This window comes from Micromonospora sp. NBC_00362, from assembly GCF_026342155.1.
Taxonomy (GTDB): domain Bacteria; phylum Actinomycetota; class Actinomycetes; order Mycobacteriales; family Micromonosporaceae; genus Micromonospora; species Micromonospora hortensis.
The window spans coordinates 3,864,723-3,885,230 of sequence record NZ_JAPENH010000001.1 but is presented as its reverse complement, the minus strand read 5'-3'; the positions used below and the strand labels follow the sequence as shown (position 1 = coordinate 3,885,230).

16 protein-coding genes are annotated in these 20,508 nt (G+C 70.7%); 12 read left to right on the top strand and 4 right to left on the bottom strand.

From position 1 onward, the window contains the following. Window positions 1-43: 43 nt before the first annotated feature. The 5 genes from OG992_RS17665 to OG992_RS17645 all read left to right on the top strand — a co-directional run bounded on the left by OG992_RS17665 (window position 44) and on the right by OG992_RS17645 (window position 7,067). Window positions 44-1,213, top strand: a complete 1,170-nt coding sequence (locus OG992_RS17665) for a siderophore biosynthesis protein (protein ID WP_323181952.1) — start codon at window positions 44-46, stop codon at window positions 1,211-1,213. Beyond that, window positions 1,210-2,838 carry an IucA/IucC family protein gene (locus tag OG992_RS17660; RefSeq protein ID WP_266303767.1) on the top strand — a complete coding sequence of 543 codons (1,629 nt, stop codon included), beginning with the start codon at window positions 1,210-1,212 and terminating at the stop codon, window positions 2,836-2,838. Before OG992_RS17665 ends, OG992_RS17660 begins: the two co-directional genes overlap by 4 nt. Continuing rightward, window positions 2,835-4,433, top strand: a complete 1,599-nt coding sequence (locus OG992_RS17655; RefSeq protein ID WP_266303766.1) for an IucA/IucC family siderophore biosynthesis protein — start codon at window positions 2,835-2,837, stop codon at window positions 4,431-4,433. The genes OG992_RS17660 and OG992_RS17655 overlap by 4 nt, the downstream gene beginning before the upstream one ends. Further along, window positions 4,430-5,575, top strand: coding sequence for an alanine racemase (locus tag OG992_RS17650; RefSeq protein WP_266303765.1), 1,146 nt, complete (start codon window positions 4,430-4,432; stop codon window positions 5,573-5,575). The genes OG992_RS17655 and OG992_RS17650 overlap by 4 nt, the downstream gene beginning before the upstream one ends. A gap of 208 nt (window positions 5,576-5,783) precedes the next feature. Beyond that, window positions 5,784-7,067 carry a cellulose binding domain-containing protein gene (locus OG992_RS17645; RefSeq protein WP_238683700.1) on the top strand — a complete coding sequence of 428 codons (1,284 nt, stop codon included), beginning with the start codon at window positions 5,784-5,786 and terminating at the stop codon, window positions 7,065-7,067. Between the two features lie 97 nt (window positions 7,068-7,164). Here the strand turns inward: OG992_RS17645 and OG992_RS17640 are convergent, their stop codons facing one another. Next, a complete protein-coding gene (locus OG992_RS17640) occupies window positions 7,165-7,599 on the bottom strand; it encodes an SRPBCC family protein (RefSeq protein ID WP_238683699.1) in 435 nt (144 codons plus the stop codon). Window positions 7,600-7,618: 19 nt separating this feature from the next. Then, window positions 7,619-9,082, bottom strand: a complete 1,464-nt coding sequence (locus OG992_RS17635; RefSeq protein ID WP_266303764.1) for a multicopper oxidase family protein — start codon at window positions 9,080-9,082, stop codon at window positions 7,619-7,621. A gap of 334 nt (window positions 9,083-9,416) precedes the next feature. Between OG992_RS17635 and OG992_RS17630 the strand changes: the two genes are divergently transcribed. From OG992_RS17630 to OG992_RS17620, 3 genes are all read left to right on the top strand, one after another. Next, window positions 9,417-10,493, top strand: coding sequence for a sensor histidine kinase (locus OG992_RS17630; protein WP_266303763.1), 1,077 nt, complete (start codon window positions 9,417-9,419; stop codon window positions 10,491-10,493). Next, window positions 10,490-11,164, top strand: coding sequence for a response regulator transcription factor (locus OG992_RS17625; RefSeq protein ID WP_238683696.1), 675 nt, complete (start codon window positions 10,490-10,492; stop codon window positions 11,162-11,164). Before OG992_RS17630 ends, OG992_RS17625 begins: the two co-directional genes overlap by 4 nt. A 65-nt stretch (window positions 11,165-11,229) precedes the next feature. Continuing rightward, window positions 11,230-11,796: a PadR family transcriptional regulator gene (locus OG992_RS17620; RefSeq protein WP_266303762.1), complete on the top strand. Its 567-nt coding sequence runs from the start codon at window positions 11,230-11,232 to the stop codon at window positions 11,794-11,796. Window positions 11,797-11,848: 52 nt separating this feature from the next. Here the strand turns inward: OG992_RS17620 and OG992_RS17615 are convergent, their stop codons facing one another. Both OG992_RS17615 and OG992_RS17610 read right to left on the bottom strand, forming a co-directional pair. Beyond that, on the bottom strand, window positions 11,849-13,549 hold the full coding sequence (locus tag OG992_RS17615; protein ID WP_238683694.1) for an MFS transporter: 1,701 nt from the start codon (window positions 13,547-13,549) through the stop codon (window positions 11,849-11,851). 161 nt (window positions 13,550-13,710) lie between these two features. Further along, window positions 13,711-15,249, bottom strand: a complete 1,539-nt coding sequence (locus tag OG992_RS17610; protein ID WP_266303761.1) for an aminotransferase class III-fold pyridoxal phosphate-dependent enzyme — start codon at window positions 15,247-15,249, stop codon at window positions 13,711-13,713. A gap of 127 nt (window positions 15,250-15,376) precedes the next feature. Here OG992_RS17610 and OG992_RS17605 point away from each other — a divergent pair, with 127 nt between their 5' ends. The 4 genes from OG992_RS17605 to OG992_RS17590 all read left to right on the top strand — a co-directional run bounded on the left by OG992_RS17605 (window position 15,377) and on the right by OG992_RS17590 (window position 20,440). Next, window positions 15,377-16,402 carry a methyltransferase gene (locus OG992_RS17605; protein WP_266303760.1) on the top strand — a complete coding sequence of 342 codons (1,026 nt, stop codon included), beginning with the start codon at window positions 15,377-15,379 and terminating at the stop codon, window positions 16,400-16,402. Window positions 16,403-16,484: 82 nt separating this feature from the next. Continuing rightward, on the top strand, window positions 16,485-17,603 hold the full coding sequence (locus OG992_RS17600) for a sensor histidine kinase (protein ID WP_238683691.1): 1,119 nt from the start codon (window positions 16,485-16,487) through the stop codon (window positions 17,601-17,603). Then, window positions 17,600-18,259 carry a response regulator transcription factor gene (locus OG992_RS17595; protein ID WP_238683690.1) on the top strand — a complete coding sequence of 220 codons (660 nt, stop codon included), beginning with the start codon at window positions 17,600-17,602 and terminating at the stop codon, window positions 18,257-18,259. Before OG992_RS17600 ends, OG992_RS17595 begins: the two co-directional genes overlap by 4 nt. Before the next feature lie 105 nt (window positions 18,260-18,364). Continuing rightward, window positions 18,365-20,440 carry a multicopper oxidase family protein gene (locus OG992_RS17590; RefSeq protein ID WP_238683689.1) on the top strand — a complete coding sequence of 692 codons (2,076 nt, stop codon included), beginning with the start codon at window positions 18,365-18,367 and terminating at the stop codon, window positions 20,438-20,440. Window positions 20,441-20,508: the final 68 nt, after the last annotated feature.

Sequence of the window (20,508 nt, the reverse complement as noted above, 5' to 3'; positions counted from 1 at the left end):
AGGCTACCCTAATAGTCACATCGTGGTAGTCGACGGAGGCGGTATGCGGCTCTACCTGACCGCGCTCAACCCCACCGACGCCGTCCTGGACGGGTTTCTCCCGGCGGCGGCGTCGCTCGGGCTGTCGGCCACCGTGTTGACCGACCGGCCGGCCGAATGGCCTGCCGACGTGCCTGTGGCGCGCTGCGCGGTCCGCGACCCGGCCGCCGTGGTCGCGGCGACGGCAGCCACCCGAGCGGTGGCGCTACTGTCCAACAGCGACCATCTCCAGGAGGCCACCGCGATCGCCGCTCGAAAGCTCGGCCTGCCCGGCAAGGACCCGGACGCCGCCCGTCTCTGCAAGGACAAGGCCGCGGCCCGCCGGGCGATCGCCGCTGCCGGCCTCGATCTGGTCCGCACCGTCACCATCGACCCCGACACCACGCCGGACGTGCCGACCGGGATGTTCCCGGCGGTGGTCAAACCCCGCGAGGGAGTGGCCAGTGAGGACGCGTACCTGGTGGCCGACCGCGCCGAGCTGGTCGCCCGGGTCGCCGAGATCCGTGGCCGGCGGCCGGACGTGGCACTGGTGGTCGAGGAGTACCTCGCCGGCGAGCTGCGGACCTTCGAGACCCTCGGCGACGGCACCGAGCTGGCCTCCCTCGGCGGGTGGCGCACCGGTCTCGGTCCGCCGCCGACCTTCACCGAGGAGAGCCTCGCCTGGTCGCCCCCGGCGGAGCAGGCGCGCACCCAGCTGCGGGCGCGGCTCGACGCGCTCGGGGTCGGCTTTGGCGCCTGCCACACCGAGTACGTCGTCTCCGACGGCCGGGTCCGGCTGATCGAGGTGAACTACCGCCTCATCGGCGACCGGATGGACCTGATCCTCGCCGACCTGCTCGGTGTGCCGTTGTTCGAGTACGTCATCCGGCTGCACCTCGGCGAGCCGCTGGCCGCCCTCGGCCTACCCGACACCGTCGACCGCTACGCCCACGTCGAGTACGTCTGCGCGGACCGGTCCGGCCGACTCGTCGCCGCACCGGGCCCACTCGACACCGTCCACGGCGACGTCCGACTGGGCTGCCGTCCGCTGCGCGAGGTGGGCCGCACCGCCGAGCACACCGGCACGAACCGCGACTACCTGGCCGTGCTGCACGGAATCGGCCCCGACGAGGGCACCGTCCGGCAGTCGCTGACCGCCCTCCGCAACGGCCTCCAGTGGACCATCGTCGAGTGAGCGACGACTGCGAGCGGGAGGTCTTCACCCGGGTGCTCGACGCCCTGCTGCGCGAGGACCACCTCGGGCTGCGCAGCGCCGGTCGACCGGACGGGCCGGACTGGTGGCAGGTGCCACACCCCGCTGGCCTGCTGCGCATACCGGTCCGGGCGGACGGGTTCCAGCAGGCTCTGCGCAGCGCCGCGCCGATGGTGCTGCTGGTGACCCGCGCCGGCGAAACGCAGCGTACGGAGACGTTGGACGGGCTGGTGACCCTGCTCGCCCCACGCGACAACGCCGAGGCCGAGGCCGGCTGGCGGGACTTCGGCGTCGAGTGCCGCGCCGACCTGCGGGCCCGACGGCTTGCCGCCCGCAGCCGGGCGCGGGTGTTCACCGAGGTGGCCGCCGAACGCGCGCTCACCCCGACCGGTCTGCCGGCGGCGCTCCTGGACGACGTGATCGCCGCCCACCACGGCCACCCCGTCTACCCCACCGACCGGTGTCGGCACGGTCTGCGCGACGACGAACTGCTCCGGTACGCCCCGGAGCACGCCCCACGGTTCGCGCTGCGCTGGTACGCCGCCCCGGCCGAGGGCGTTCAGCTCGCGGGCGAGCTTCCATCGTGGTGGCCGCGCGCGCCGCGACCGGATCAGCTGCTGCTGCCGGCACATCCGATCACAGTGGCCCGCGACGCGCTCCCGGTGGTCGACCTGCCGGTGACCCCGGTGCGACCCACCCTCTCCATGCGGACGGTGGCGCTCGACCACGACCCGTACCTGCATCTCAAGCTGCCGCTGCCGACCGCGAGTCTCGGCGCGCGTAACCGACGCACACTGCAACCGGGCTCGCTTGCCGACGGCGCGGCCGTCGCCGGACTGCTCGACCGGATCGCCACCGCCGAACCCAGCTTCGCCGGTCGGATCCGGCACGTCGACGAGAGCACCTGGGCGCACGTCGACGGCGACGAGCGCCGCGGTTTCCTGCTGCGCCGATTTCCGCGCGACCTGGCCGGCGTCCAGGTGGTGCCGGTAGCGGCCCTCGCCGCCGCCGATCCGGTGGCGGGCACGGTCCTGGAACGGATCAGCCCGCAGCGGCCCGTCGCGCTGCTGGAGTCCTACCTGGAGTTGCTGCTCGACTGGCACGTCTTCCTCTTGCTACGCCACGGGATCGCACTGGAGGCGCACCCGCAGAACATCCACCTGCTGGTGCACCCGGACGGCACTGTCGGCCTGCTCTACAAGGACAACGACGGCGCCCGGCTCGACAGGCGGCACGACGGCACGAACGGGCTCGCCCTGCACGACGACCGGATGTGGGCGCGCGACCCGCACGAGTTGGCCGACGTGTTCATCACCATCACCCTGCACCTGGCCGCCGCCGCGCCACTGGTCGCCCTGGCCGCCCGGGGGCTGCCCGTGCCGACACCCGCCGAGGCGCTGGTGCCCCGGCTCGCCGCCGCCCGCGACCGGTGGGGCGACGGACCGGCGGCGCGGACCTTCACCGAGCGGGTCCTGCACGCCACCCAGCTGCCCATCAAAGCGATGATCACCGCCGGCACCCTGTTGCCCAAACAGCGGTTGGGCTGCGCCGACATCAACAAGTACTACCTGCGTACCGGCCCGAACTACCTCCGGGAGACACGATGACGAGCGCCCAGTTGCGCTCCCGGCCGGCCAGCGACACCGCTCAGCGCGCCGACCTGGCCGCCGCCCACGCCGTCTTCGGCTGCCTGCTGCGCGAGCTGGCCCCGCCGGACGGCACCCCGACAGTTGTCGACGGCGCCGTCCGGCTGCCACTGCGGCACCTCGATGTCACGGTGCGCTGCGAGGTCGCGCGAACCTCGCCGATCGGCGCGCACCGCTACACCGGCCCGGTCCAACGCACCACCGGCGGCGGGCGGTGGGAAGACCTGGACGCGGACGGGTTGGCCGCCCTGGTAGCGGCGGAACTCACCACACGTACCGGCCTGGTCAACGACGAGTTCGCCGAGCAGGTCCGGGCCAGCCGGGACACAGTGGCCCGACTGCTGGCCGACCGACCGGCTGAGGATCCGACCCCCACCGGTGAGCCCGCCATCGACGCGTACGTCGACTCCGAGCAGTCGCTGGTCTTCGGCCACCCGCACCACCCCACCCCGAAGTGGCGCAGCGGCGACCCGGACAGGTGGCGGGCGTACGCACCGGAGCTGCGCACGGCGTTCCGGCTGCACTGGCTTGCCGTACCGGACGACCTGATCGCCGACGCCGGGCCGTTCGATCCGCTGGTGGCCGCGCTCGACCCGCCACGGCCCCCACGCGGGCACCGCGTCCTGCCGGTGCACCCCTGGCAGCTGTCGCTGATGCCGCCCACCCACCCACGGCTGCGCGACCTGGGGGCGGCCGGTGTGCCGGTACGACCCACGGCGAGCGTCCGCACCCTCTACGCCCCCGAGGCCGACCTGTTCGTGAAGACCAGCCTGCACGTGCGGATCACCAACTGCCTGCGCAAGAACGCGCGTTACGAACTCACCGGCGCGGTGGCGCTGACCGACCTGCTGGCCCGGGTGCCGCTGCCGGACGGGGTGGGGCTGCTCGCCGAGCCCGCCTACCGCACCGTCGACGTACCCGGCCCGGACGAGGCGTACGGAACGATCCTGCGCGACGGCCTGCGTCCGCACCTGCGTCCGGGCGACACCCCGGTGCTCGCGGCGGCGCTGGCCGCGACGCCGCTGGTGACACCGGACCCGGTGGCCTGGTGGCGCGCGTACGTCGGCCTGCTGGTGCCGGCGGTGCTGCGCAGCTGGCTCAGCCACGGCGTCGTGCACGAGGCGCACCTGCAGAACGTGGTCGTCGTGCTCGACCGGGACCGCCGTCCGGTACGGATGCTGTTGCGCGACCTGGAGGGGGTGAAGCTGGACGCCGATCGGTGGGACACCTGGCCGGACGGCGTCCCGGCGCAGGTCCGCTACGGTCCCCGGGCCGCCCATCGCCGGATCGTCTACTGCCTGTTCGTCAACCACCTCGGTGGGATCAGTGGGGCCCTCGCCGACGCGCGACCGGGAATCGAACGGCGGCTGTGGCAGGAGCTGCGCGCCGTCGTCGCGGCGGTGGCCGCCGACCTCGGTGAGCCGGCGGAACTGCGCCCGCTGCTGACCGGGGAGCCGCTGCTGGCCAAGGCGAACCTGCTGGTCCGGTGGCGGCGTGACGCCGACCGGGCCGCACCGTTCGTGCCGGTGCCGAACCCGATGGGTGGGCCACGATGACCCGCCCGGTCTACGTCCACGACCTCGACGCGCTCGCCGGGCAGGCCCGAGCCATCCGGGCGGCGCTGCCCCAGCCGGTCGAGCTGCTCTACGCGGTCAAGGCCAACCCGGATCCGGGTGTGCTGCGAACCCTCGCCCCGATCGTCGACGGGTTCGAGGCCGCCAGCCGGGGCGAGCTGCGCAGGCTGGCCGAGGTGCTGCCGGGACGGGCGCCGGCCGCCTACGCCGGGCCGGGCAAGACCGACGCGGACCTCGCCGCCGCTCTCTCCGCCGGGGTGCACCGCATCCACGTCGAGTCACCCACCGAGCTGGCGCGACTCGGCGCGCTGGCCACCGCGGCTGGCCGGTCGGCCCAGGTGCTGCTGCGGGTGAACCTGCCGGTCGACGCGCCGGGCGCGAGCCTGGTCATGGGCGGTGGACCGAGCCCGTTCGGGATGGACCCGGCCGATGCGATCGCGTGCGCCCGCCGCCCGCCCGCCGGCATCGACGTACGGGGGATCCACGCCCACCTGGCCAGTGGACTGGACGCGCCGCTCGCCGCGACTGTCGCCGCCGCCGTGGTCGGTTGGGCTGCGGCCGAGGTCGACGCGGCCGAGGTGGACGTCGGCGGCGGCATGACAGTCGACTACACCGACCCGGACGCGCGATTCGACTGGGACGGCTACGGCCGGGCCCTGACGGACGTCCTCGACAGGCATCCGGGCGTGCGGCTGCGCATCGAGCCGGGCCGGTCGGTCACCGCCTACTGCGGGGCGTACCTCACCGAGGTCGTCGACGTGAAGCGCTCCTACGGCGAGTGGTTCGTGGTGGTGGCCGGCGGGACGCACCACCTGCGGACTCCGGCGGCGAAGGGACACGCGCAGCCGTTCACTGTGCACCCGCGACCGGGTGCCGGCGGCCCCCGCACCGACGGCGGGCCGGTCACAGTGGTCGGGCAGCTCTGCACCCCGAAGGACGTGCTGTCCCGGTCGGCCACCGCGGGGCCGATCGGCGTGGGCGACGTGCTGGCCTTCGCCATGGCCGGGGCGTACGCCTGGAACATCAGCCACCGTGACTTCCTGCTGCACGAGCCCCCGCGTTTCCGCACCGGTGACCTGCACGAAGTGGCGGCCGAGTGGGCGGCCCGGCCGCTCGGGACGTGAGCCCGCGAGGCGCGATCAGCTCGGCGTGTTATCGATAACATGCTATCTTTCACCCGGGAGTGAAGGGCACGCTCCCGGTCACCCGAGCCAGCCGGCGAAGACGCGCCGAGGGGTCCGCCCCTCCCGCCTTTCCGGTCGGTGACCAGTCCGGGCCCCCGTTGATGCCTGGCGACCACTGTTTGTCGTCGAACGGCAAGGAGCCCAAGCAATGCTCAGACGTAGGTTCTTCCTCCCATCCATCGCGGCCGCGGCGCTTCTCCTCGCGGCCACCACCGGCGCCGCGTTGAGCGGCGGTTTCGGTGCGACGGCGGTGGCCGCCACCAACGGCACCCTCGCGGCGACCGCCGGCTGCGGCAAGGCCCCCACACTCGCCACCGGGACGCGGACGATTCAGAGCAGCGGCCAGAGCCGTACGTACAACCTGCGGATCCCGGACGGGTACGACCGTAACCGCCAGTACCGGCTGATTTTCGGCTTCCACTGGTTGAACGGATCGGCCAACAACGTCACCTCGGCCGGTTACTACGGGCTCCAGCCGCTGTCGAACAACAGCACGATCTTCGTTGCTCCGCAGGGTCTCAACGCCGGCTGGGCCAATACCAACGGTCGGGACCTGACCCTCTTCGACGACATCTCCCGGCAGATCGAGAACGATCTGTGCGTGGACACCACCCAGCGCTTCGCCCTGGGCTGGAGCTACGGCGGGGCGATGAGTTACGCGGTGGCCTGTGCCCGGCCCACGATCATTCGCGCGGTCACCGTCATATCCGGCGCGAACCTCAGCGGATGCAACGGGGGTACGCAGCCGGTCGCCTACTTCGGCATCCACGGCATCTACGACAGCGTGCTGAACATCTCCCAGGGTCGGCAGCTGCGCGACACGTTCGTGCGCAACAACGGCTGCACCGCGCAGAGCCCCCGCGAGCCGAGCCGGGGCAGCCTCACCCACATCACCACCGCGTACGCGGGTTGCCGGGCCGGCTACCCCGTGCAGTGGGCGGCGTTCGACGGGGACCACACCCCAAGCCCGGTGGACGGGTCGGGCAGTCCCAACGACTCGCGGACCTGGACGTCGGGTGAGATCTGGAGGTTCTTCAGCCAGTTCGAGTCGACCACGCCTCCGACGACCCCGCCGCCGACCGACCCGCCCACCGATCCGCCGACCACCCCGCCGCCGACCGGTGAGCCCGGCACCTGCGCTGCCACCTACCGGACGCTCAACACCTGGCCCGGCGGCTTCCAGGCTGAGGTGACAGTGGCCAACAACTCCACAGCGCCCCTGAACGGCTGGACGGTGGGCCTGACCCTGGCCAGTGGTCAGGCCATCAGCAGTCTCTGGAGCGGCACCAACACGGGCACCACCGGCAGTGTCACCGTCAAGAACGCCGCCTACAACGGCACGGTCGGCCCGAGCGCCTCCACCACCTTCGGGTTCACCGCCACCGGCAACGGTGCCACCGCACCCAGCAACGTCACCTGCGCCAGTCCTTGAGTTCGACAGGATGAGGGCCCGGAGTCAGTTGGCTCCGGGCCCTCGGGCGACATCCACTGGCGGCGGTTGCCGCCGGCGCCACCGGCTCACGCCGCGCTCAGGCTTCGCTCTCCAGCAGGTCGCGAAGGGCGTCGAGGGCGGCGATCTCCTCCTCGAACGTCTTGCCGACGACCGGGCCGAGGAAGCGCGACAGCCCGCTCGGCTGCCACGCCAGCTTCAGCGTGAGCCGCGTCCCGCCGCCGTCGGCCGGGGTGAGCGTGTATTCGCCCTGGGTGCGTACCACGCTGCCGGTCGCCTGGAACGCCAGACGTCGACCCGGCTCGAACCCGGTCACCTCGTAGTCGGCAGGGATGCGGCTCCCACCGGGGCCCTTGAGCCCCTGTTTGTAGCGAGCGCCGACCCCCTCGCCGGAGACGCGCGCGACGTCGAGCACGTTGGGACGCCAGCGCGCGTCGTTCTCGCCGCGGGCGAGAAAGGCGAAGACGGCCTCGGGGGTCCGTCCAATCTGCACAGTCTTCTCTGCCGAGGGCACAAGAAACCTTTCTCAGGGGTCAGGGAACGATCTTCATCTGTGCCATCATCCCACTCGCCGAATGGTCGATCATGTGGCAATGGTAGACATATCGGCCAAGGTATGGCCCGAATGTCGCCTGGAGTCGGACCGTCTCGCCCGGCCCCACCGAGATGGTGTCCTTCACCCCGGCCTCGCCCGGCGCTGGCGGCTGACCGTTGCGATCCAGCACCCGGAACTGGACCAGGTGGGGGTGGAAGTTGTGCGGGATGCCGAAGAGCGTGTCGCCGTTCGTCACCGTCCACACCTCGGTCGTGTTGCGTTTGATCTCGGTATCAACCCGTTCGGCGTCGAACTGCTGCCCGTTGATGAGGAACTGGCCGGTCGACGGGTTGAAGTTGAGCGTGAACGCCCGCTCCTTCGTGGCCGCCGGCAGCGCGGGGATGGTGCTCAGCCGGTCGGGCACCCGGCTGGTGTCGGCGGCAGCCCGGTTGACGTCGAAGCGCAGCACCGGCCCGGCCACCGCGTCGTCGAGGAAGACCTGGCTGCCGACCGGGAACGCGCCGAAGTCGACGACGATCTCGATCCGCTCGCCGGGCGTCAGGCTCCACGAGCGGATCGGCGTCGGCCCGGCGAGCAGCCCGCCGTCACTCGCGATCTGGGCGACCTCGGCGTCGTTGCCGAGCCGCAGGGTGAACGTGCGGAGGTTGGACGCGTTGACGAAGCGCAGCCGGTACTTGCGGGCGGCCACCGGGAAGTAGGGCTGCGGCTTGCCGTTGACGAGGATCGTGTTGCGGAACTGGAAGTCGTCGTGTTCGAAGACCAGGCTCGCGTCGTCGGCGAACCGCGCGTCGCGCAACATGATCGGGATGTCGTGGTTGCCGGAGGGCAACCGCAGTTCGGCCTGGGCTGGGTCGTCGATCAGGAAGAAGCCGGCGAGCCCGCGGAACACGTGCTCGGCCTCCATGTGGTGGGCGTGGTCGTGATACCAGAGCGTGGCCGCCCGCTGCTTGTTGGGATAGCTGTAGATCCGGCTCTTCCCCGGGTCCAGCACGTCGGTCGGGAACCCGTCGCTGCTCGACGGTGTGTGGCCTCCGTGCACGTGCACCGCGGTCGGCATGTCGAGGTGGTTGCTGTGGGCGATGACCGCGAGCCGGCCCGTCTTGACCCGGAACGTCGGGCCGGGAAAGAGCCCGTCATAGGTCAACACTTCGGTACGCGTCCCGGGCAGGATCTCCGCTTGAGCCTTACGGGTGGAAACGACGTAGAAGTCGGTGTTGGCTACCGAGGCGATCGGCTGCTGCACGGGCGGTATCGGCATCCGGACAGCGAACGGGGCGGTGACGGCCGCGACGTGTGCCGTCTTCCCATGGCCGGTGTGGGGGCCGTGGGCCGGTGTCGCGGACGGGGTGGAACCGCGGGCCGCCGCCGCCGCGGTGGCCGTGACCAGCGCGGCTGCTCCCGCGGTGGCACCGGCCTTCATGACGTTGCGTCTGCTCACCATTGGTCGCTCCACTCCTGGTGGTCGAGGTCTCGGGTGAACTGTCGGGCAGGCCCCTCGACGCGCCGTCGAAAACTGGTCGCGGCCAAATATGGATTTCACCTTAAGTTTTGGTGTGACTACCAAAAGCTAAGCTTCGATGCTTCCAACGATGCGCGATGAGACCGTAGACTCGTGCGAGTAGTCGGCCGTGACAACTCGTAGAAGGCCGATCCGATCTGAGTGCTTTTGTCGCCCACGACGGGGGGAGTCGGCGACACGGCGGGCAGCCGGCGCTGGGGAGAGCCGTCCGTGCCCGCACCTGGGGAGCAATAGGGCACACACCGGGGGATCCGCAATGGTTGTTGGAAACGATGCGCTGCGGAGGACCGCTGCCAAGGTTCTCGAACGCAGGCATCAACCGATTCTTGCCGCCTACCGTCAGCGTCTTGCCGCTGCGAGTGACGACTTCGAAGGAGCCGCTGGCCTGATCGACAGCTACACGGCGCAGGCCGACGTCCTGCTGCACGAGACGATGGCCGAGATTCGTCGTGAGACGACCGACCCGCTGTCGACACCGCCGCCGGCAGTGTCCACGGAGGACGTCGAGCTTCACCCACGCGAGTGCTTTCGCGCGGTCGTCGCGCTGGCCGACATCGTGTTGGCAGACGCGCTGGAGCAGTTGGCCGGCCAGCCCGATCAAGGCGCGATCCTGGCGCTGGTCGCCGACGCGCTCACCCGTACGACACTGACCCGGCTGGCCGACGCGAGTTCGCGCTATGCCGCCGGCCTGATGAACGAGGTCCATCAGGCGCAGATCGCCGAGCGTTCGTTGATCGCGCGCGAGCTGCACGACCGGCTGGGCCACAGCCTCAGTGCGGCGTACCGCAACCTGGAGGCCCACGAGCTTGCCCAGGAACGACGCCACGACGACGTGGACCGCCGGGTGGTCATCGCCCGGGAGTCGCTTCACGACGCGGTCGGCTATCTGCGTGTGCTCATCGCCGACCTTCGGCTCTCTCAGCCGCTCGGATCACTCGACGAGGCGCTGGCCAATTTCCTGTCGACTGTCGAGACGGGCGACACACGCCTGCACACCGAGATCAACGGCGACGAGTCGTGGGTGCCGCCCGAGGTGCTCGACGAGGTGTTTCTGGTCGTCCGCGAAGCGCTGCGCAACGCGGTGGCCCACTCCGGCGCTCGGGTGATCCACGCGGTCATCGACATCACCCCGCACGAGCTGCGGGCGACAGTCGCCGACGACGGGGTGGGCTTCGACCTCGCGACGGTGCGCGACGGCTCCGGCCTGCGCGCGATGGCTGAGCGCGCGGCGGTCGTCGGCGGTCGCCTCGCGCTGCGCGCGGCGGGCCACCAGGGCGCTTCGGTCGAGCTTGTCGTGCCGCTGCTCGCCGTCGGGGCGGGGGCCGGCCGGTGACCGTCACGATGATCGAGCCGACCCGCATCGTGCTGGTCGACGACCACGTCGTGGTGCGCGACGGCCTCCGGGAGATCCTCGACGCCCAGCGCGACCTGGTGGTCGTCGGCGAGGCCGGCGACAGCGGCGCCGCGATCAACGAGATCCGAATCCGCCAGCCCGACATCGTGCTGCTCGACGTGCAGATCCCCGGCGACGGGGTGACCACCACGGTCCGCCGGATCCGCGACGTCGCGCCGGCGAGCCGGGTCATCATCCTCAGCATGTTCGACGGCCCGACGCTGTTGCGTGAGTTGTTGACCCTCGGCATCTGCGGCTACCTGCTGAAGAACTCGACGCGCCAGGAGTTGGTGGCGGCGATCCGCGGCGCCCGCGCCGATGACGCGCCGGTGATGCTGGCGGTGTCGCGGGAGAGCCTGACCCAGGTGCAAGGGCCGGTGCACAGCACGCTGTCGGACCGTGAGCGCGAGGTCCTGCAGTTGGTCGGTCAGGCGATGAGCAACGCCCAGATCGCCGGCCGGCTCTGCCTGTCGGAGGCGACGGTCAAGCGCCACCTGCGCAACATCTTCGCCAAACTCGGCGCGGTGTCCCGGATCGACGCGGTCAACAGGGCCATCGCGGCTTCGCTGATCGTCCTGCCGAGGCTTTGCGACCCGACGTTTCATGGATAGCGGGCCGCTCAAGGATTGCTCTGGGTAACTTGCCCGCAAACGGGCACTCGTGTTGGACTAATGCCGTGAATAGCACTCGCCTGTTCGTACTCGGTGCGCTCGCGCGCGGGGGCCCCATGCATGGGCACCAGATCCGCCGGGCGGCCCAGGTCGACCGTACCGAGCTGTGGAGCGACGTCAAGCCGGGGTCGCTCTACGGCGCGCTGCACCGAATGCAGGTCGAGGGCGTCATCGAGGCGGTCCGGACCGAGCAGGAGGGCAACCGACCCGCCCGCACGATCTACGCGCTCACCTCGGCTGGCGCGGCGGAGCTGATCGACCACCGCGACGAGGCGCTGCGCGACACCAAGCTCCGTCACGACCCGGTCGACCTGGCCCTGCAGAACGTGATCGACATCGGAGAGGCCGCGCTGCGCACGATCATCGTGGCGCGCCGGAAGGCCCTCGCCGAGCAGCTCGACTCGTGGCTCGCGCTCCGGGAGCTGGCGGCGCCGCACATCCGCGGCCTGGAGTGGACGACCTTCCGTCATACCGAACTCCGACTTCGTACCGAGCTCGCCTGGCACGACGAGCTGCTCGACCAGTTGCCCAAGCTGATGGCCAACCAACCGACCTCGATGACCACCTCGTGACGACGCCAGCCCCGACCCCTGTGGCATCTCCGGGGCCGGGGCTGGCGGCCTGTCACTGAGCGGGCTCGGGCTGGGTCGTCGTCACGTTCCAATCGGGCTTGCTCGCCTCGGCCCAGGGCTCTTCGGGTCGGCGGGGCAGCAGGTAGACGAGAAGGAACGTGAGGATCACGCCGACCAGGACGGTGCCGACGGTCCACTGGACCGCGCGGTTGAAGTTGGTCTCCAGTGCCGACGTGGCAGCGCTGTCGAAGGCCTCGCCGACCGGACCCGGCGCCGAGTCCGCACAGCCGGGCGGCGTGGCCGTCGGATCCGACGCACGCGACTGGCGGATGAAACAGTCGGCGAAGGTGGTCGTCGCGGCGCTCGCCTCGGCCGGCGGCAGGCCCGCCGCCACGAGCGATGCCTGCAGCTCCGGGCTCGCCTTCTCGGCGGCCGTCCCCGAGTAGGAGCCGAGCGTTCCGAAGAGGACCACGCCGGCCACCGCGACGCCGATCGCCTGGCCGAGACGCTGGGCGGTGCCGAGCACACCGCTGGCCGCGCCCGCGTCCTGCCAGGGCACACCGGCCAGCACGATCTCGACGCTCGGCGCGATCACCAGGCCCGAGCCGAAGCCGGCGAAGAGCAGGGCCGGCAGTAGCTCCAGGCCGGAGCCCCACCAGTGGATCGTGGCGATGATGCCCACCATGCCGACGATCACGATGCCCGCGCCGAGCATCAGGACGCCACGACCGAGCGCCCGGGCGACGTTGTCGGAGATGGCCGCGCCGACCAGTGTGCCGAACGAGAACGGCAGCAGGATCAGGCCGGTCGTCAGGGCGGACTTCTCCAGGCCGATCTGCAGGTGCAGCGAGAGCGCGAAGAGCAGGCCGATGAAGCCCGCGAAGTAGCAGAGGCTGATGCCGACGCCGGCGGAGAACGAGCGGTGCGAGAACAGGCGCATGCTCACGAGCGGGACCTGGGCGCGTCGGGCCCGGCGCAACTCCCACACCGCGAAGACGGCCAGCGCGGGCAGCGCCGCTGCCATCGACACGAACGTCCATGCCGGCCAACCCAGGCGCTGGCCCTCGACCAGGGGGACGGCCAGCAGCAGGACGGCGGCCGAGACGAGCAGCATGCCGATCACGTCGAGACCACCGCGGCGGCCTCGCGACTCGGGCACCAGGATCAGCGCGGCGATGAACGTGGCCAGGCCGATCGGCACGTTGAGCAGGAACACCGGTCGCCAGTCCCAGCCGTTGAGGTCCCACGCGATCAGCAGGCCGCCGAGGAGCGGGCCGCTGGCCGTCGCGATGCCGCCGATCGCGCCGTAGATCCCGTACGCCTTTCCGGTCTCCTTCGCCGGGAACGTGGTCTGGATCAGCGCCAGCACTGGCGGGTTGAGAATGCCGGCCATCATGCCCTGCACCACCTGGAACGCGATCAGCTGGCCGGGTGTGGCAGCGAGCGCCGACGCCGCGGACGCGATAGTGAACCCCGCGACGCCGATGAGGAACAGCTTGCGGTGGCCGAAGCGGTCGCCGATCCGCCCGGCGGGGATGAGCAACAGGCCGTAGCCGAGCGCGTAGCCGGCGATGACCCACTCCATCGCCGTGTAGGTCGACTGGAGGTCGCGCTGGATCGGCGCGACAGCGACATTGACGATCGTCGTTGCCAACAGAATCATGAATGCCCCGGCCAGAATGACGGCCAGGATCAGCCATCGGCGCGGATTGGGTGGGGCGGCGCTGCGTTCGTCGGTCCAGCTCTCCGTCATCGCGTTCCTCCTGAAGTCGGACGGGGTCGACAGCGGACCCACCCTTCGACTACACGCTTTCGCGTACGATTAGTCAAGTACGGCTATTTGCGTATGACCTGTACGGCACATGAGGAGGGCCCGGGTCAGGAGCTGACCCGGGCCCGATGACGCGGAGGTGGCTACGACCAGTCGGAGGAGCCCGAACCCCACTCGGAGGAGCCGGAGCCCCACGCGGACGTCGCCGGCCACGCCAGGTCGAAGGGGAAGTCGTTGGCGCGAAGCTCCAGCGTGCTCTCCAGCACGGCGTCGGTCAGCCGGTCCACGTCGGCGTCGCTGTGAGCGCCGCCGGCGAATAACATCGGCATGCCGAGCGTGTAGATGCCGCGCTTGCGCAGCAGCAGCGTGAGGATGAACGTCGCGGGGTTGAGTGCCCGCGAGTAGTCCCGGTAGTCGGTGTAGGAGTCTTCCGGAAGGAACTGGAAGCACCCGATGTAGTCGCCGAACCCCACCATGCGCAGCGGGATCCCCTCGGCCGCCCGGAACGCGGCCAGCCGCGCCTGGACCCGGTCGACCTTGGCCCGCAGGTCCGTGTAGTAGGCGGGCCCCTTGTCGCGGAGCAGTTGGAGCGTGGCCAGCGACGCCGCCACCGACAGGTGGTTGCCGGTGTGGCTGCCCTGCAGGCCGGTCTTCTGGCCGAAGTCGGTCCAGGACTGCCCACTGGTCTGCGAGATGTCCAGGATGTCGGCCCGACCGCCGATCGCCGACAGCGGCAGCCCGAGCCCGCTGATCACCTTGCCGTAGGTGACGAGGTCGGTCGGAATGTCGAACTTCTGCGCGGCGCCGCCGAGCCCCGAACGGAAGCCCGTCAGTACCTCGTCGAGGATGAACGGCACCCCGAGCCGCTGGGCGGCCACCGCCACCTCGCGGATCATCGGGATCGTCGTCTCCTCGAACGGGAACGACGAGGCGGCCGGCTCGGCCAGGATGCACGCCAACTCGCCCGCGTGGCGCTCGATCAACTCGACAGCGAGAGCTGTGTCGTTGGGAAGGATGAGCAGGTCGCGCGGCTCGGCCGGGGTGACGCCAGCGAATGCCGAGACCAGCGGAATGCCGTCCTTGCCGATCTCTGGGAACGGCACCGCGGGGTGCCCGTGATACCAGGGCGCGGTGTTGTGGACAGCCAGGTCGTGGGACCCGTGCAGGGTGCCCTCGAACTTGGCGACCATTCGCCGCCCGGTGTGCGCACGGCAGAGCCGGATCGCCGACTGGGTGGCACCCGTCCCCGAGTGTTGGAAGGCGAACTTCTCGTTGTGCGGGAGCAGTTCCCGCAGCAGCGTCGCCAGTTCCAGCTCCAACGCGTTGGTGTAGCCGTTGCCGGTGCCCTTGCCGAGGTGCTCGCGCACGAAGTCGACGACCGGCGCCGGGTTGTGCCCGTGCAGCGCCTGAGCGCCGTATCCCATGTGGCAGTCGAGGTAGTCGTTGCCGTCGACGTCGGTCAACGTCGATCCGCTGGCGGTGGCCGCGATCACCGGAAATGGCGGTGCCTGGAACGGCCAGAACACGTGCGCGGCGGCGTCGACCGCCCTCAGCCGCTCGACGTGCGCGGCCGAGGCACCCTGGCGCGCGCCGATCTCGCCGAACAGCTCGTAGACCCACTTCTGCTGCATGAGGTCCTGAATGACCTCGATCGCTCCGCGCTCCTGGTGGCTGGCGCCCATCGTGTCCCCTTCGCATGGCGGCCGTGACAGGCGCAGCCTGCGCCCGCCCACTCGAACCCGGCTGGAGAACCGGTCGATCGACGCGGCTTCGAGCAGGTCTTGAGCGCCGTCGTCGAAGCTCGCCGCCATGACGGAAAATCGGGTCAATCTCTACTCGCTGACCGACACGATCACGCCGTGGGCAGTGCGGGCCGCGGCGACGCTCGGCCTCGCCGACCTGATCGCCGCGGGCACCACCACGCTCGACGAGCTCGCTGCGGCGACGAAGGCCAATCCCGACGCGCTGCACCGGCTGCTGCGCTACCTCGCGGTCCGCGGCGTCTTCAAGGAGACCGAGCCACGGGTGTACGCCCTGACGGAAGCCGCCGAGTTCCTCAAGACCGACCATCCCGCCGCCCAACGTCCCTGGCTCGACGTCGACTCGATGGCCGGCCGGATCGAGGGCACGTTCAGCTCGCTGACCCACTCGATCCGCACCGGCGACGCGGCGTACCCCGTGCGTTACGGCATCGAGTTCTGGGACGACCTGGCCACCAACCCCGACCGGGCCACGTCGTTCGGCGCGCTGATGGCCACCCACGCGAGCTACTTCGACCAGGTCGTCCAGGGCTACGACTGGAGCACCGTCAACCACGTCATCGACGTCGGCGGCGGCACCGGCGCCCTGCTCACCGAGATCCTCAAGGCCCAGCCGCACCTGCGCGGCACAGTGGTCGACCTGCCGGGCGTCGTCGAGCAGGGCCGGGCCCGATTCGAGGCGGCGGGCATCGCCGACCGCGCCGAGGTGGTCAGCGGGAGCATCTTCGACCCGCTTCCGACCGGCGCCGACGTCTACATCCTGTCGAACGTCCTGCACGACTGGAACGACAGCGCCGCCGAGAAGATCCTCCAGCGGGCGGCGGACGCGATCGGCACTACCGGAAAGGTGCTGATCGTGCAGATCCTGGTGAAGGACGAGAACGACAACTTCCCCGATGACCCGGCCCGACTGATGTTCATCACCCAGATGGACCTGCGCCTCCTCTCGCTCATGGCGGGCAAGGCGAGGACCTGGCGCGAGTACGCCGAACTTGGCGAGAAGGCCGGGCTCCAGGTGGACGGCAGCACCGTGATCCCCACCGGGCAGACCCTGCTCTCGCTCCGCCGCGGCTGAGCCGACGGGCCCCTTGCCGACGGTTTCCGGTTGGGAAGGGGCCCTCGCTAACGGACCGTGCGCGCGTCGTACCGTTGCGGACATGAACCCGGCGGTCAGACGAATCGCGATCGATGCGCTCATCGCGGTCGTCGTCGCGGCCGTCGTGGCAGTGGCGATCCGGGTCGCCGACGAGCCCGGCGCCCGGCCGCCGGACGCGCGCGCCTACGCGATCGGCGCGGTGATCGGGCTGCTGCTGGTCTTCCGGCGCCGGTGGCCGCTGCTGGTGCTGGTCGGCTCGGTCACCGCGCTGATGATCTACTACGCGCTCGAGTACCCGGGCATCCCGCCCGCCCTCCCGCTGGCCGCCGCCCTCTTCTCCGTGGCGGCCGCCGGCCGGTTCACCTGGGCGCTCGTCGTCGCCGGGTTCTTCGTCGTCCTTGAGCTGATCATGCGGTACACGCTGTTCGGCGAGGGTTTCTTTCCCGCCCTCTCGGCCACCCTCGAAGAGGGTTCGTTGCTCGCGGCAGTGGTGCTGCTCGCCGAGACGATCCGCACCCGCCGGGACCGGCTGGCCGAGGCACAGCAGCGTCTCGCGGTGATGCGCCAGGAGCGTCAACACGAGGTCGCCCAGGAGCGGCTCCGCATCGCTCGCGAGGTCCACGACGTACTCGGTCACACGATCGCCGCGATCAGTGTGCAGGCGAGCCTCGCCGACGACATCTTCGACAGCAAACCGGCCGAGGCGCGGGCCGCGCTGCGGAGCATCCGGGGCGCGGCCCGAGACGCCATGCACGAGGTCCGCTCGGCGATCGGCATGCTCCGCGACGCCGGAGAGGTGCCCGATCTGGCCCGCGTCTTCGCGGTCGCCGAGCAGGCCGGCGTGAAGGTGCGGTCGGGGATCGCCGGCACCCCGCGCCCGATCCCGCCGGAGGTGGCGCTCTCGGTCTACCGGATCGTGCAGGAGTCGATCACCAACACCGTCAAACACGCCGCGGCGACGACCGTCGACGTCACCATCGCCTACGCGGGTGACGCCGTCACAGTGGAGATCGTCGACGACGGAGTCGGGGCCGGGGCGGGCCGGCGGGGGCACGGGGTGGCCGGCATGCGGGAACGGGCCACGGCGGCCGGTGGTTCGCTCGAGGCCGGGCCCCGGTCGCAGGGCGGGGGGTTCCGAGTGGCCGCGCGGCTGCCGGTCGAGGTGGAGGAGACAGCGTGACGATCCGGATGGTGCTGGCGGACGACCAGACACTCGTGCGGGCCGGCTTCCGGGGCCTGCTCGACCACAGCGACGACCTGGAGGTGGTCGGTGAGGCATCCAACGGCGCCCAGGCTGTCGAGATGGTCGCCGCGACCCGGCCGGACATCGTGCTGATGGACGTGCGAATGCCGGTGCTCGACGGCGTGCGGGCGACCGCCGCTATCGTCGAGCGGTTCCCGGCCGTGCGGGTCATCGTCCTGACCACCTTCGAGCTCGACGAGTACGTCTTCGACGCGCTGCGCGCCGGCGCGAGCGGGTTCCTGCTCAAGGACATCGAGCCCGACGAGCTGCGCCAGGCGGTGCGGGTGGTGGCCGGCGGCGACATGTTGATCTCGCCGCGGGTGACGGCCCGGCTGGTCAGCGCGTTCGTCAGCAAGGTCGCGCCCATGCCGGTCGACGGCGGCCGGCTGGCGGTGTTGACCGACCGCGAGCGCGAGGTGATGAGCCTGGTGGCCAGCGGGCTGACGAACGAGGAGATCGGGCGCCGGCTGTCGATGAGCCCGGCCACGGCCCGTACCCACGTCCACCGAGCCATGGTCAAGCTCCGCGTCCGCGACCGCGCGCAACTCGTCGTCCTCGCCTACCAGACGGGGCTCGTCGCTCCCGGCAGCTGACTACGGCCCGTGTTTCGCGGGCGGTGCCCGCTACGGCGATCGCCGTACGCACCGACCGTTCCTCAACGGATGCCGTGCGGTGCGCATCCTTCGTATGTTGGCGTCATGTTTGAGGTCGGAGAGAACGCCGATGGGATCCTGGCCGGGGTCCTGTTCCTGATCTGGCTGTCCGCGGCGATCCTCGCCACGCGGCTGGCCTGGCGGCCAACGCCCGAGGCGCTGCGCAAGAGCGCCCGTCGACTGCTGCGTCTGCTCGTCGCCGCGCTGGTGGTGCTGGTCCTCAAGTGCGTCGCGATCGGGCTGATGCTCGCCGTCGACTGGATCTTTGCCGACAACCGCGTGATCGTGCAGATGCCGCTCCTGCTGGTGCCGATGTTGGCCGTCGTCATCTGGACCGTGCCCGGCCTGCGCACCCTGGCCAACCGCGACGACGCACCGGTCGACGTCGAGACGCGCTCCGCCGCCGCCGATCCCCGATTCGTCGTGCCGGTCCAGGTGACGGCGGTGGCGACGGTCATTGGCGTCTACTTCGCGTACGTGTCCCGCCCGGTCCCGTCCTACCTCGACGACATCGCGACCCACGCTGCGCCGATCCTGCTGTCGGTGTTGGTGCTGTGGCTCTGGCAGGTGCATCGTCTGCGGGTCGTGACCGCTACCGACTTCGCACGCCGTGGCCGGCGTGCCAGCGCCCTGCGCGCCACCGCGCAGGCCGCCGTCGTGGTGCTGGTCGTCGTCGCCGGTATCACCTACGTGGCGCAGAGCAGCAGGCTGCCCGACCGGATGAGCATGACGTCCCACGACAACGTCGACTACGGCGGCGGCCCGTCGATCGGTCACGGTGGTCACGGCGGGACCTCCGTCGACGACCTGCGAGGGCCGCGGACCGGCAAGCCCAACAAGGCCTTCACCCTGACCGCGAAGAACGCCACGGTACGGCTCTCGTCAGGCACCGAGATCGAGGCGCTGACGTACAACGGACAGTCGCCGGGGCCGGAGCTGCGGGTCCGCGAGGGAGACCTCGTCGAGGTGACGCTGCACAACGAGATTCCCGACGAGAACGTGACCATCCACTGGCACGGCCTCGACGTCCCCAACGGTGAGGACGGCGTTGCCGGCGCGACGCAGAACGCTGTGGAGCCGGGCGGCAGCTTCACCTACCGGTTCATCGCCGAGCAGGTCGGCACCTTCTGGTACCACACCCACCAGAACCCGCTCGAGGCGATCAGGCGGGGTCTGTTCGGCGCGTTGATCGTGGAGCCGCGCGACGGCCCACCAGCCGGCGAGCGGGACTTCGTCGTGCAGGCCCACGAGTGGCGTACGCCCGACGACAACATCGTCTCGTTCGGCACGAGTGACACGCTGCAACGCCAGGAGGTGGCCCCGGGCACGCCGGTGCGGCTGCGCCTGATCAACACCGACAACAATCCGTCCACCGACAGCCGCCCTCGGGCCCTGACGGTCAACGGCACGCCGGTGCGGGTGGCGGCTATCGACGGGGTCGACGTCATCGGTCCGACCCCGCTGACCGACCCGCGGTTCGGTCTGGCGACCGGTGGACGCTACGACGTGACGTTCACGATGCCGGCGGGCCCGGTGCGTCTGACCGACCTCGCCAACCGTGACGCCGGGTTGGTCCTGGCACCACCGGGTGACACCTCGACGCCGAAGATCGTTGACGACGGGGACCACTTCGACCCGCTCTCGTACGGGTCTGGCGGCACCCGGCCCTTCGACGCGGGCTCGTCGTACGACCGTTCGTTCACCCAACTCCTCGACGACCGGCTGTCCTTCTACAACGGGGGCCTCCACCTGGTGCCGATCATCAACGGGCACAGCTTCCCCAACACGCCGACGCTCATGGTCCGGATGGACGACGTGGTCAAGGTACGGATCGTCAACCGCAGCCACCAGAACCACCCGATGCATCTGCACGGCCACCACGCGTTGGTGCTGTCCCGCAACGGGGTCCGCGCGACCGGGTCACCGTGGTGGATCGACAGCCTCGACGTGATTCCCGGTGAGATCTACGAGATCGGCTTCAAGGCGGACAATCCGGGGCTCTGGATGGACCACTGCCACAACCTCGACCACGCGGCCAACGGCATGGTGATGCACCTCGCCTACGAGGGCGTGACATCCCCCTATGAGCTGGGGCGGGGCACTCCCAATCAGCCGGAGTAGGCGGACCTGTCGAGCCTTCCTCCACCGGGCCTCGAGGCCACGGCGGCAGCGTCGTTCGCATCCGAACC